Origin of the sequence: Rhizobacter sp. (genome assembly GCA_021153565.1) — a bacterium.
GTDB lineage: Bacteria > Pseudomonadota > Gammaproteobacteria > Burkholderiales > Burkholderiaceae_C > Albitalea.
The window spans coordinates 1-12,546 of record JAJKJU010000347.1; the positions used below are offsets into that span (position 1 = coordinate 1).

Annotated in this window: 14 protein-coding genes and 1 tRNA gene; 9 read left to right on the forward strand and 6 right to left on the reverse strand. The window is 61.1% G+C overall.

The window, feature by feature from the left end; all coding sequences use genetic code 11:
* Positions 1-450 (forward strand): ABC transporter substrate-binding protein (locus AC30NL_RS21260; protein WP_489465976.1); only part of this gene is annotated, 450 nt, incomplete at its 5' end.
* Between the two features lie 85 nt (positions 451-535).
* Here the strand turns inward: AC30NL_RS21260 and AC30NL_RS21265 are convergent.
* From AC30NL_RS21265 to AC30NL_RS21285, 5 genes are all read right to left on the reverse strand, one after another.
* Complete coding sequence (locus AC30NL_RS21265; RefSeq protein WP_489465988.1) at positions 536-1,306, reverse strand: M90 family metallopeptidase; 771 nt, start codon at positions 1,304-1,306, stop codon at positions 536-538.
* Between the two features lie 2 nt (positions 1,307-1,308).
* Complete coding sequence (locus tag AC30NL_RS21270) at positions 1,309-2,097, reverse strand: UDP-2,3-diacylglucosamine diphosphatase (RefSeq protein WP_489465977.1); 789 nt, start codon at positions 2,095-2,097, stop codon at positions 1,309-1,311.
* Positions 2,098-2,120: 23 nt separating this feature from the next.
* A complete protein-coding gene (locus tag AC30NL_RS21275) occupies positions 2,121-2,624 on the reverse strand; it encodes a peptidylprolyl isomerase (RefSeq protein ID WP_489465978.1) in 504 nt (167 codons plus the stop codon).
* A gap of 2 nt (positions 2,625-2,626) precedes the next feature.
* Entirely contained in the window at positions 2,627-3,148 is a 522-nt protein-coding gene (locus AC30NL_RS21280; RefSeq protein WP_489465989.1) for a peptidylprolyl isomerase, read from the reverse strand.
* Between the two features lie 98 nt (positions 3,149-3,246).
* Positions 3,247-3,798, reverse strand: a complete 552-nt coding sequence (locus AC30NL_RS21285) for a tetratricopeptide repeat protein (protein ID WP_489465979.1) — start codon at positions 3,796-3,798, stop codon at positions 3,247-3,249.
* Between the two features lie 226 nt (positions 3,799-4,024).
* Between AC30NL_RS21285 and cysS the strand changes: the two genes are divergently transcribed.
* The 8 genes from cysS (at position 4,025) to AC30NL_RS21325 (ending at position 11,569) form a co-directional block, all read left to right on the forward strand.
* On the forward strand, positions 4,025-5,398 hold the full coding sequence (cysS, locus tag AC30NL_RS21290; protein WP_489465980.1) for a cysteine--tRNA ligase: 1,374 nt from the start codon (positions 4,025-4,027) through the stop codon (positions 5,396-5,398).
* Positions 5,399-5,405: 7 nt separating this feature from the next.
* A complete protein-coding gene (locus tag AC30NL_RS21295) occupies positions 5,406-6,065 on the forward strand; it encodes a DNA-3-methyladenine glycosylase family protein (protein ID WP_489465981.1) in 660 nt (219 codons plus the stop codon).
* Between the two features lie 105 nt (positions 6,066-6,170).
* Positions 6,171-7,142: an acetyl-CoA carboxylase carboxyltransferase subunit alpha gene (locus AC30NL_RS21300; RefSeq protein WP_489465982.1), complete on the forward strand. Its 972-nt coding sequence runs from the start codon at positions 6,171-6,173 to the stop codon at positions 7,140-7,142.
* A complete protein-coding gene (gene tilS / locus AC30NL_RS21305; RefSeq protein ID WP_489465983.1) occupies positions 7,139-8,473 on the forward strand; it encodes a tRNA lysidine(34) synthetase TilS in 1,335 nt (444 codons plus the stop codon). Before AC30NL_RS21300 ends, tilS begins: the two co-directional genes overlap by 4 nt.
* Positions 8,474-8,769: 296 nt before the next feature.
* A complete protein-coding gene (locus tag AC30NL_RS21310) occupies positions 8,770-10,038 on the forward strand; it encodes an aspartate kinase (RefSeq protein ID WP_489465984.1) in 1,269 nt (422 codons plus the stop codon).
* Positions 10,039-10,076: 38 nt separating this feature from the next.
* Positions 10,077-10,169, forward strand: a tRNA-Ser gene (locus tag AC30NL_RS21315).
* 187 nt (positions 10,170-10,356) lie between these two features.
* A complete protein-coding gene (locus AC30NL_RS21320) occupies positions 10,357-10,488 on the forward strand; it encodes a hypothetical protein (RefSeq protein ID WP_489465985.1) in 132 nt (43 codons plus the stop codon).
* Positions 10,478-11,569: a tyrosine-type recombinase/integrase gene (locus tag AC30NL_RS21325; RefSeq protein ID WP_489465986.1), complete on the forward strand. Its 1,092-nt coding sequence runs from the start codon at positions 10,478-10,480 to the stop codon at positions 11,567-11,569. The genes AC30NL_RS21320 and AC30NL_RS21325 overlap by 11 nt, the downstream gene beginning before the upstream one ends.
* 260 nt (positions 11,570-11,829) lie before the next feature.
* On the opposite strand, the gene AC30NL_RS21330 is transcribed toward AC30NL_RS21325, so the two are convergent.
* Positions 11,830-12,054 (reverse strand): helix-turn-helix transcriptional regulator, encoded by a 225-nt coding sequence (locus tag AC30NL_RS21330; protein ID WP_489465987.1) that lies wholly within the window; start codon positions 12,052-12,054, stop codon positions 11,830-11,832.
* Between the last annotated feature and the right edge of the window lie 492 nt (positions 12,055-12,546).

Sequence of the window (12,546 nt, forward strand, 5' to 3'; positions counted from 1 at the left end):
GTGGCCGGCCCGATGATCCGCCAGATGAAGCAACTCGGCATCAACGCCAAGTTCATGGGCGGCGACGGCGTGTGCTCGGGCGAACTGCCCAAGCTTGCGGCGGGCGCGATGGCTGACGGGCAAGTGATTTGCGCGGAAGCCGGCGGCGTCGAAGGCAAGCAGAAGGCGGGCATGGAGAAGTTCAAGGCTGACTTCAAGACGAAGTTCGGCACCGACGTGCAGATCTATGCGCCGTACGTGTATGACGCCGTCAACGTGATGGTGGCCGCGATGGTGAAGGCTGGCTCGTCCGACCCGAAGGTGTACCTGCCGGTGTTGGCCAAGACCAATGACTACCACGGCGTGACAGGTGACATCACCTTCGACGAGAAGGGCGACATCAAGAATGGCGCGCTGACGCTCTTCACCTACAAGGGTGAAAAGCGCGAAGAGATGAAGGTCGTTCGCTGATCGTCAGCAGACTTTTGGTTCTTCGATAGGCAAACGCCCCGCGAAAGCGGGGCGTTTTGCATTCGTGATCAGGATGGAATCAACGCTATGGATTTTGTTGGTAGTAACCCGCAAGCAAGTCGTACAGCGCCGGATGTTCCATCCGCAGATCGCCGGGTGCGACGAAGAACACCTCCGATGCCACCGCAAAAAACTCGTCCACGCCTTCCGCCCCATAAGGATCAAGCAGCGTGTCGTGCCCCGCACCGACGCGGTCGCAAAAATCGTTGAACTCCGAGTCGAGCACTGCCGCCCACGCTTTGCGCGCCGCACGATCCGCAAGAGGCGGAATGCCGTCCGCTGCCCCATCGCCCATGTCCAGCACATGCGCGAACTCGTGGATCACGACGTTGTAGCCCCACTCGGCCGACTCGCCCGCGGCGGCCACATCGTGCCATGACAGCATGACCGGGCCACCTTCCATCGCTTCGCCCGTGACGGTTTCGTCGTAAAGATGAAGGACTCCATCCTCGTCCATCACCTCTCGGCGTGCGACGACTTCATCCGGGTGGACGACGATGCCGACGAAACCGTTGTAGTGAACAAGACCCAGGCGCAGGATCGGCAAGCAGGCCTGCGCCGCGATGGCAACGGCGATCTCGTCGGTGATCGCTAAGCCTTGCGCGCCGTGGAATTCCTTCTGCGCGAGAAAGAGGGTCGCAAGATCGCGCAGGCTCCCGAGGTCGTCGTCACTGCGCCTGGCGATGAATGGGTAGCGCGCGACCGTCAAGTCCCACAAATCGTCCGGAATGGCCCGCCGCCGCAGGGTGCGTTCAACACGCATGCGGCGCAGGCCGGAGAACAATCGACCAATCACCATCAGCGGGATGGGGCGACTCGTTCCATGCCGCTTCGGGACCAGCGCAATACGTCCGCTCTTGGCGGGGCTGCATGATCGAAGTCCCAATCGCTCAGTACGTGTCGTGTGAGTCCGGTCGCGACTTGATGGCTGGCGGGCACATGCGTGTGGCCGTGCACGAAGTTGCCGGCATGGGCCGCTTCCATCCACTTGCGCGTGGCAGCCGGATCGAGGTCAATCCATTCTCCGGGTTGCTGCTGACGCTTGTGCTGCTCGCTCTGAGCCCGCAGATCGCGCGCGATCTGTCGGCGCGCAACGAGCGGCTGCGAAAGAAATCGTTGCTGCCATGCCGCACCGCGCACCTCGGCGCGAAAGCGCTGGTATTCGATGTCGCCGAGGCACAGTGCATCGCCGTGCGACAACAGCAAGCGCCGGCCGAAGGCCAGCAGCACGGTCGGGTCGGCGAGATGCATCACACCACAGTGCGACAGCATGTCTGGTCCGACCAGAAAGTCCCGATTCCCCGCCATGAACGCGATGAAGCGATGCGACGAGGCCTCAGACAGCATCGCCACGCATTCCGCCTCGAAGCCTTCCTGACGTGCATCGTCGCCGACCCACGCTTCGAACAGATCGCCGAGGATGAATACCGCATCCGCCCGTGTGCATCGCAGATGCGTCGAAAGCGCTGCGAAGGTGCGTGGCGTCGAGTCGCTCAGATGCAGGTCACTGAGAAAGTCGACGCTCTGCCACGTCGCCGGAATTGCAAATTCGGTGAAGGCGGGGTGCGATGTGGCAGGTGCAGTCATGAGACCCAAGAAGGCGAGGGCGATCAGCCGACGACCGTCGCCTTTTCGATGACAACGTCCTCGAGCGGCACGTCGTCGTGGAAGCCCTTGCGGCCAGTCTTCACGCCTTCGATCGAATCGACCACGTCCTGGCCCGACACCACCTTGCCAAACACGGCATAGCCCCAGCCGCTCGGGCTTTCAGACTTGAAGTTCAGGAAGGCGTTGTCGTTGGCGTTGATGAAGAACTGCGCCGTGGCCGAATGCGGGTCCGAAGTGCGCGCCATCGCAAGGGTGTACTTGTCGTTCTTGAGCCCGTTGCCTGCCTCGTTCTTGATCGGCGCCTCGACGGACTTCTGCTTCATGCCGGCTTCGAAACCGCCACCCTGGACCATGAAGCCTTTGATGACGCGGTGGAACACCGTGCCGTCGTAGTGGCCCTTCTCGACGTATGAGATGAAGTTCTTCGCCGATTCCGGCGCGTTCTTCTCGTCGAGTTCGACGCGGATGGTGCCCTTGTTGGTTTGCAGATCGACTTGCTTGTTCATGTTCACTCCTGGACTGTGGCCTTCTTGATGATGACCGGGGTGGTCGGCACGTCAGCGTGCGGGCCGGAATTCGCGGTGGGCACGACGCGGATCTTGTCCACCACGTCCATGCCCGAGACGACTTTGCCGAACACGGCGTAGCCGTTGCCGTCGCGCGAGTTGGCGGCATTGAGAAAATCGTTGTCCTTCACATTGATGAAGAACTGAGAGGTGGCGGAATCGGGAATGCCGGTGCGCGCCATTGCAACAGTACCGCGCGTGTTGTTCAGGCCGTTTCGCGACTCGAGAGGAATAGGGGCACGCGTGGGCTTTTCTTTCATGTCGGCGGTCATGCCGCCACCCTGGATCATGAAGTTCGGAATAACGCGGTGGAACACCGTGCCGTCGTAGTGTCCGGCCTTGACGTACTTGAGGAAGTTGTCGACCGACTTGGGCGCCTTCGCCGCATCGAGTTCGATGACGATGTCACCCATGGACGTGTCGAGCTTGACCTTCTGTGCAAGGGCGAGCGGCGTCGCGCCCATCAGCAGAGTCACGGCGGCGACGGCAGGCAGGCATGAGCGGAGGAATACGTTTGCCATGATTGTCATGAGCTCCTTCTTGACTTCGAGTGGGGGAGGACCTATTTGGACGGTTCAGGCGCCGGGGGCGGCGCAGCCGGAATGGTTTTCACCAAGTCGCGCAGCACGGAAAGCTTGGGTCCGATGGCCGTGCTGGACGGATCAAGTTGCAAGGCACGCGTGTAGGAAATCTTGGCGAGCTGCGCGTAGACGTCACCCAGGTTCTGGTGCGCGACCGCGTAGTCGGACTTGGCGCGGATGGCGGCTTCGAGGGCGGCTCTCGCCCTGTCGTATTCGCTCTGGGCCGCATAGATGACCGCGAGATTGTTGTACGGTTCAGGAATCTCGGGGAAGTCGATCGTCAGCTGCGTGAAGACGGCAGCGGCTTCATCCCTGCGCTTGGCTTCGGCGAGCAGCACGCCCTTCTGGAAGCGAAGCTGGGGATCGCGCGGCCGGGCGGCGATGAGTGTGTCGAGCTTGGTGAGGGCTTCGCTCACCTGGCCTGCGGAGAACAGCCGGTTGATCTCGCTCGCATCGTCCGCGAAGGCGGGGCTGACGAGCGCGGCACAGCAAATTGCAAAAATGCCGAGAGTGCGTTGGATTGGTGCGAGCATCGGATGAGAGTGGATGTGCGGGGGGTTCACTCCCGCCTGCATACCGAAGACCTGCTGTTTCAGGCGGCCCCGCTATACTCGTTTGATTGTAGAGCAGGCCCCTGTTGACTTACGTCCCTTCCTGGCATCGCGCCGAGAGGGAGACTCGGCGCGAACCGACCGACGTCTCGTTTCAAGTCGACGTGGCAACGTTCAATGACGGCCCCGTGGTGGGCTCGACCGTGTGATGACATTGCGCATATTCAATTCGCTGTCTAAAGAGACAGAAACTTTCCAGCCCATCGAGCCGAATCATGTCCGCATGTATGTTTGCGGCATGACGATCTACGACTACTGTCATGTGGGCCACGCGCGCTTCATGATGGCTTTCGACGTCGCTTACCGATGGCTGAAAACGCTCGGCTATGACGTGACCTATGTTCGCAACATCACAGACATCGATGACAAGATCATCAAGCGCGCGCTGGAACGCAACATTCCCATCCGTCAGCTCACCGATGAGATGACGGCGATCATGCATGAGGACGTTGCTGCGCTGGGCATTTCCCCGCCGACGCACGAGCCGCGCGCCACGCAGTACGTGCCGCAAATGCTCGACATGATTGGCACGCTCGAGGCCAAGGGGCTGGCTTATCGCGCGACCAACGGCGACGTGAATTTCTCGGTGCGCAAGTTTCCGAACTACGGAAGACTTTCCGGCAAGTCGATTGACCAATTGCGCGCGGGCGAGCGGGTTGCGGTGCTCGACGGCAAGGAAGACCCGCTCGATTTTGTGCTCTGGAAGAGTGCGAAAGAGAGCGAGCCGGAAGATGCGAAGTGGGCCAGCGAGTTCGGCAAGGGCCGCCCCGGCTGGCACATTGAATGCTCTGCGATGAGTTGCGCCATTCTCGGCGAGACCTTCGACATCCACGGCGGCGGCTTGGACCTTCAGTTTCCTCACCACGAAAACGAAATCGCGCAAAGCGAAGGTGCGACGGGAAAGCCGTTTGTCAAATACTGGTTGCACAACGGCTTCCTCAACGTCGACAACGAGAAGATGTCGAAGTCTCTTGGAAACTTCTTCACCATCCGCGACGTTCTCAAGCGCTACGACGGCGAGACTATTCGCTTCTTCATGCTGCGCACGCATTACCGCAGCCCGTTCAACTTCAGCGACACCAATCTCGATGATGCGCTTGCTGCGCTGCGCCGCTTGTACACGGCGCTAGATGCGGTCGAAGCCTCCGGCGCTGCGGTGGATTGGGCACAGCCGCAGGCGGCGAAGTTCCGCGACGCGATGAACGACGACTTCAACACGCCGCAAGCGGTGGCGGTGTTGTTCGACTTGGCGGGTGAAGTGAATCGCACGCGATCGCCGGAGACGGCGGCATTGCTGAAGGGCCTTGCCGCATCGCTTGGTATCCTGCAGCAATCGCCACGCGAGTATTTGCAAAGTGGCAGCGAATTGGACGTCCTGGAAATCGAAGCACGTATTGCCATGCGTGCCGCCGCTAAGCAGGCCAAGGACTTCGCTCGTGCGGACCAGATTCGCAAGGACCTGCTCGCCCAAGGCATCGAGTTGAAAGACTCGGCGCAGGGCACGACCTGGGTGAAGGCATAACAGTTGCATGAGCACTGCTCGCGTCAACAACGTCGAGGTCACGCCCAACTATTGGGACGATGCTTGCAAACACCTGTCCAAACGTGACCGTGTCATGCGCAAACTCATTCCGCAGTTCGGGGAACTGCGTTTGCAAAGCCGGGGCGATGCCTTCACCACGCTCGCACGCTCCGTTGTGGGGCAGCAGATCTCCGTGAAGGCTGCGCAGTCGGTGTGGGAGCGCTTCGCCGCGCTCACACCCGGACAACATACCCAAATTCATCCTTCGTCAGTGCTGGCGCTCCATCTCACCGACATGCGTGCAGCAGGCTTGTCGGCGCGCAAGGTCGAGTACCTTGTCGACCTTGCCGCGCACTTCGAATCGGGTGCCGTTCATGTGCCGCAATGGCAAGAAATGGACGACGAGGCCATCATCGATGAACTCGTTGCGATCCGCGGCATCGGCCGGTGGACGGCGGAGATGTTTCTCATTTTTCACCTGATGCGGCCGAATGTTTTGCCGCTCGATGACATGGGCCTCGTCAAGGGCATCAGCGTGAACTATTTCAGCGGCGAACCGGTTTCGCGTGCCGAGGTGCGTGAAGTCGGCGATGCCTGGGCGCCGTTTCGTTCGGTCGCTACCTGGTACATCTGGCGGAGTCTGGATCCGCTACCGGTAGACTATTAGATTGCCGTTCGCGAGAATCCCGGACTTTGTCCGGGCTACCAGGACTGGGTTGCAGCCCGGATGAAATCCGGGGTCTGAAGTCGAGCAAGAGCAAGGACACCACGCATGAACAAACGCCATTTCCTTGAATTCGAAACGCCGGTGGCGGACCTCGAAACCAAGATCGAAGAACTGCGTTACGTGCAGAGCGAATCCGCGGTCGACATCTCCGAAGAGATCGACCGTCTCAGCAAGAAGAGCCTCCAGCTCACCAAGGACATCTATTCCAGCCTGAACCCCTGGCAGGTGACGCTCATTGCGCGTCATCCGCAACGCCCCTACACGCTTGACTATGTCAATGAAATCTTCACCGACTTTCAAGAGCTTCACGGTGACCGGCACTTCGCGGACGATCAGTCCATCGTCGGCGGGCTCGCGCGCTTCAATGGACAAGCCTGCATGGTCCTCGGCCATCAGAAAGGCCGCGACACCAAGGAACGCGGACTGCGCAATTTCGGCATGTCACGGCCGGAGGGGTATCGCAAAGCCTTGCGCTTGATGAAGCTGGCCGAGAAATTCGGCATGCCGGTGTTCACCTTCGTGGATACGCCAGGGGCGTACCCCGGCATCGGCGCCGAAGAGCGCGGGCAATCGGAAGCCATTGGCCGCAACATCTACGAGATGGCGCAGCTCGAAGTGCCCATCATCTCGACCATCATCGGCGAAGGCGGTTCGGGCGGCGCGCTCGCGATCAGCGTGGCCGACCAGACGCTGATGCTTCAGTACGCCATCTACTCGGTGATTTCGCCCGAGGGTTGCGCGTCCATCTTATGGAAGACGGCGGCGCGTGCCTCCGACGCGGCCGACGCCCTGGGCATCACGGCGCATCGCTTGAAGGCGCTGCAGCTCATCGACAAGATTGTCAACGAGCCCGTGGGCGGCGCGCACCGCGACGTCAAGCAGATGGCCGCCTATCTCAAGCGCGGACTGAATGACGCGCTGCGTCAGGTCAACGACCTGAAGCCCAAGGAATTGCTGCAGCGCCGCTACGAGCGACTGCAGTCCTACGGCCGCTTCAACGACACCACCGAACATTGAACACGTCACGTGTCGCGGTCGCCTACAGCGGCGGACGCGACTCGACCGCGCTGCTGCATGCCACGCTGGAGGCGTCGGTGGCGCAGGGTGTAGAAGTGCTGGCGCTCCATGTGCATCACGGCCTGAGTCGGCACGCAGACGCCTGGTTGGCGCAGTGCGAGGCGCAATGCGCGAGGTGGAGGCGACGTGGCCTGCCGGTGGTGTTTGTCTCCGAGCATTTACTGACGAAACCAGGCAAGGGCGAAAGCGTCGAGGCATGGGCGCGGCACGCGCGCTATCGGGCGCTGCGTTCGATGGCGCGGGCGAACGGCGCATCGCTGGTTCTCCTTGCCCACCACCAGCGAGATCAAGCCGAAACGTTCGTCTTGCAGGCGCTGAGATCGGCAGGCGTGGCCGGTTTGTCGGGCATGCCGCGGGAAATCGAGCGTGATGGCATGACCTGGGTCAGGCCGTGGCTTGATGTACCCCGGAATGACGTCGAAGCCTATGTTCTCAAGCATCGGCTGAAGCACGTCGATGACGACAGCAATGAGGACACGCGGTTTGCGCGCAATCGGTTGCGGCATGAGGTGTGGCCTGCCTTGATCGAAGCATTTCCGCAGGCAGAAACTGCGCTCGCATTGGCAGCCGATTGGGCGCAGGAGGCGCAAGCGTGCTTGGCGGAGTTGGCAGCCTCGGATATTGCTTCGATGGAGTCCGCCAAGGGGCTCGACTTGGTGGCTTGGCATGCGTTGTCCAACGCCCGGCGAAGCAACGTGCTGCGTGCCTGGTTGCGCGCGAAGATGGGTCGTGCGGCGCCGTCGAGTCTGGTCTCTCGCCTGATGATCGAGCTCGAAGGCAAGTCAAGTGCAACCTGGCCGATCGATCGAGGCACTTTGCGTCGTTACCGCGGTGCGTTGAGCTTCGTGGCCGATGTCGATGCTGCGGATGAGCCCAACACGGTTCGACGCGAATCACAATTGAGCGTCAAACGCGCAGGACATTATCAATTGCCCGGTTGGGGTGGAGGCCTGCACGTCGAACGCGTGAAAGAAGGTGGAGTTCCTCTTGCATGGCTTGCGCATCTGGATCTCAAGGAGCGCGAAGGCGGCGAGCAATTTCAGGCAGGCATCGGGCGACCGGCCCGAAGCTTGAAGAAGCAGTTTCAGGCGGCGGCCGTGCCGCAGTGGGAGCGTGAGGGTCCGTTGTTGTACAGCGGCGGTCAGTTGGTGTTCGTGCCGGGACTCGGCATCGATGCGCGGGTGATGGCTTTGCCGGGTCAGCCTCAAGTGACGATGAGATGGATCTCCTCTCACCAATCCTTTCATACAAAGGGGTCGAAGGCAGACTGAGAGGCTGTGAGTATTTCGATCACGCCCGCTCATCACGCCAAAAGACCGCTGTTCGTCGTTGCAAATGCTCGCCATGGCCCGAGCTATGGCTGCGCTTTGCGCCTAGACCAGGTGCCTTTTGACGCGCTGCTCGGACACGCTCGAAAAACTCTCAGCCTCTGAGCCTGCCTCTGTGGAGCTTAGAGGGAAGGCTGGGGGAGAGCATCACGCCAGGGTTACCCCCAACCGCGGCTAAAATGCCCGGTCCACGACCGCGGCGTGACACGAATTTCGCTTCTCCCCGAACTCCAATCAGCATGGCACTCATCGTTCACAAATACGGCGGCACCTCCATGGGGTCGACCGAGCGCATTCGCAACGTCGCCAAGCGCGTCGCCAAATGGGCCCGTGCCGGGCACCAGATGGTGGTAGTTCCCTCGGCAATGAGCGGCGAAACCAATCGACTCCTCGGCCTCGCCAAAGAACTTTCGCCCGGCGCCACCACGCCCGAGCTTCAGCGCGAACTTGACATGATCGCTTCCACCGGCGAACAGGTCTCTGTCGGGCTGCTGGCCATCGCGCTGCAGGCCGAAGGCATGCAGGCCGTGAGTTACGCAGGATGGCAAGTGCCCATCCTCACGGACGACAGCTACACGAAGGCGCGCATCCAGAGCATCGACGACAAGCGAGTGCGCTGCGATCTCGAAGCCGGCAAGGTGGTCATCATCACCGGCTTCCAGGGGATCGACGACAACGGCCACATCACGACGCTGGGCCGTGGCGGATCGGACACCTCGGCGGTGGCCGTGGCCGCGGCGATGAAGGCCGACGAATGCCTCATCTACACCGACGTTGATGGCGTCTACACCACGGACCCGCGCATTGTGGCCGAGGCGCGCCGTCTGCACACTATCAGCTTTGAAGAGATGCTCGAAATGGCCAGCCTGGGCAGCAAGGTGCTGCAGATCCGCTCGGTCGAATTCGCCGGCAAATACCGCGTACCGCTTCGTGTGCTGTCGAGCTTCACGCCCTGGGACATCGACATCGCCGAAGAGGCCAAGTCGGGCACCCTGATCACTTTTGAGGAAGACGAGAAAATGGAACAAGCCGTTGTGTCGGGCATTGCCTTTAACCGCGACGAAGCGAAGGTGAGCCTCTTGGGCGTGCCCGACAAGCCGGGCATCGCATACCAAATCCTCGGCCCCGTGGCTGAGGCCAACATCGACGTCGACGTGATCATCCAGAACGTCGGCCACGACGGCAAGACCGATTTCTCGTTTACCGTGCATCGCAACGACTACCAACGCACGATGGACCTCTTGAAGGCCGAAGTCATCCCGAAGGCCGGCGGCGCTCAGCTGTCGGGCGACCCGAAGATCTGCAAGGTCAGCATCGTTGGAATCGGAATGCGTTCGCACGTGGGCGTGGCGAGCAGGATGTTCAGTGCGCTGAGCGACGAAGGCATCAACATCCAGATGATTACCACCAGCGAAATCAAGACCAGCGTCGTGATTGACGAGAAGTACATGGAACTCGCCGTGCGCGCTTTGCACCGCACCTTCGATTTGGATCAACCGCCAGCGTAAGACGTGCTCAAGACCGGGTTAGAATCCGGGCTGATTTTGGAGCTGTGACCGAGAGGCCGAAGGTGCTCCCCTGCTAAGGGAGTATGCGGGCAAAACCTGCATCGAGGGTTCGAATCCCTCCGGCTCCGCCAGTTGACTGTCCTTCGCAGTCCGCAGGCATCCACAAAGCCCCGCCTCACCTATGAGCGCGGGGCTTTTTCTTTCCTCCGCTAGCCACCGCTGTCCACGCCAAGCCGCACGCGTTGGGGGTACTGGTGGAGGTACGCGCGGCGCGCTGGAGGTACCATCGGGGCGCGAAAACACCTCGGAACCACGTGCATGGCTCGCGATCTGCTATCCGCCCGAAAGCTCGAAGCAGAATTGCGTCAAGCAACCGCTGACGCGGCCGAGAAAAACACCCGTATCAAGATCCGCGACGGCGACAACCCTGATGTTGATCGTGCGGCCTAGTGGCGGCGCGTCGTGGGTGTTGGAGTACCGACTTGCTGGCGAGCGCAAGCCGCTGACGCTGGGCAGCTACCCGGATGTCTCACTCAAGGCCGCCCGCGAGATGGCAGATCAGGCGAGAGCACTGGTCGCGCGTGGTGTCGATCCCCTCATCAAACGTCGGGACGACGACGCGCGCAAGAAGGCAGAGCGCGCTACAGAGATGTACACCGTCCGATCTCTATTCGACGAGTGGATGGGGAAGAAGTCGGGGAGCGAGGTCTACCTCGGGGACATCCGAGCCGCGTTCGTCAAAGATGTGTTGCCGGAGATCGGCGCCGAGAGGCCCACTGAAGTGACGCGACGGCAAGTCCTCGCGATCTTGCGCAAGGCAGAGGCGCGCGGCGCGCTCGTACTGTTGCGGCGCGTCCGTATGTGGATGAAGCAGATGTACGAGTACGCGCTCGATGCCGAACTTGTCTCTGCGTCGCCTGTACCCACGGGGCATCTCAAGAGCTTCCTGCAGGCCGAGCAGGGCCATTTCCCGGCCATCACGAACGCGGGCGAGGTCGCGCCTTTGATGCGTAGCATTCGCGGCTACGAACACACCATCGTGCGCAACGCGTTATTGCTGTCTGCCTACCTGTTTCAGCGGCCGAGCGAAATCCGAGAGGCGGTAGGCGCCGAGTTCGATCTCGACGCAGCGCTCTGGGTGATTCCGCCCGAGCGCATGAAGAAGCGGCGCGAGCACTGGGTTCCGCTGTCGCGGCAAGCCGTCAAGTTGCTGCGACAGCAGTTCGGCGTAGTGGACCCCGCAGGCTATGTCTTCCCGGGCCGTAAGTACGAAAAGCCGCTGAGCGAGAACACGCTGAACGGCGCGCTCGATGCGCTCGGCTTCAAGGCCCGGCACACAGCCCATGGCTTTCGGGCTATGGCGCGGACGATCCTCGAAGAGCACCTAGGCGTAGACGAGCGCCACGTAGAAAAGCAGCTCGCACACGAAGAAGAGAACAAGACCCGGCGGGCGTACAACCGCGCCGAGTATTGGGCCGAGCGGGTTCAGCTGATGCAGGTGTGGTCGGACTGGCTGGATCAGCAGCATTGAGCTGCAGGCCACATCGCTTTTCGCGGTGTGGCGATGAAGGCGATCATCCGTCGATGACGGCAAAGAAGGCTAGTGCTAGTTGATCCGGTATTGGGTCGGGATCGAACGGTAGCGACTCGCCGTGGGCGGGGTTGTCAGCAGCGCACGACGTTTGCCTTCGTAGCATCAACGGCTGAATGGTGTCGCGAAACCTGCGGCCGGACGCGTCTTCGATACGATACTGTCGCCTCCTGTGGCGCACTTAGTTCGTTGCCCATTCTTCATAGCTGTGGAGCCCTCCAGGTGCCGGCAATGTACGCTTCAATGTCGCGCTCTAGCCAAAGGCTGGCGCCGCCGTCCTTCATCGGCGCCGGGAAGGTCTTGGCAGCGATTCGTTTGTAGATCGCCGAGCGTTTTAAGCCAACGCGGTCGAGGACGATGGGCAGACGGATGCGGCGCTGGAGGGTTGCTTCGGTCTTCACAATTCCATCCTTGAGGTAATGCACGCGATTTGCCCGGTCTGCGAGAGCGCGGTTCCGGCCGACTGCAGTCGGGGAACGGTGTCGATGCGACAAAAAGGGAATCACCAGGACCCACGCGCGCAGGTGCCGAGGTTGCGAAGATGTGGGGATTGACGCTTGGAGCTGAACAACGCGTCGTGCAGACGAGGAGCAGCGCATCATCCCGTCCATCGGTGAATGATGGCGGCTGCAAATGCCGGCACCTTGTCGCGGCGACCTTGATGGCCGCATTCGCCTTCTGAGAGGAAGGCTAAGGATACGAATGCGGGTCACGACCGCTAACGGCTGCGTCAGATATCGTTGACGCAACGGTAGACCGCAGATCAAGGCAAAGTGCCAAGCCGAATGCGGTCACGCGCATGGTACGTCAGTTTCCCTAGCTGTCAAGTCCCGTGTGTTCATAGACCTTTTTGACGAACAACTCGGGCTTTTTTTCACGCCAAGCCTTGAGCGCCTGAATGGGTGTTTGATGCTTCA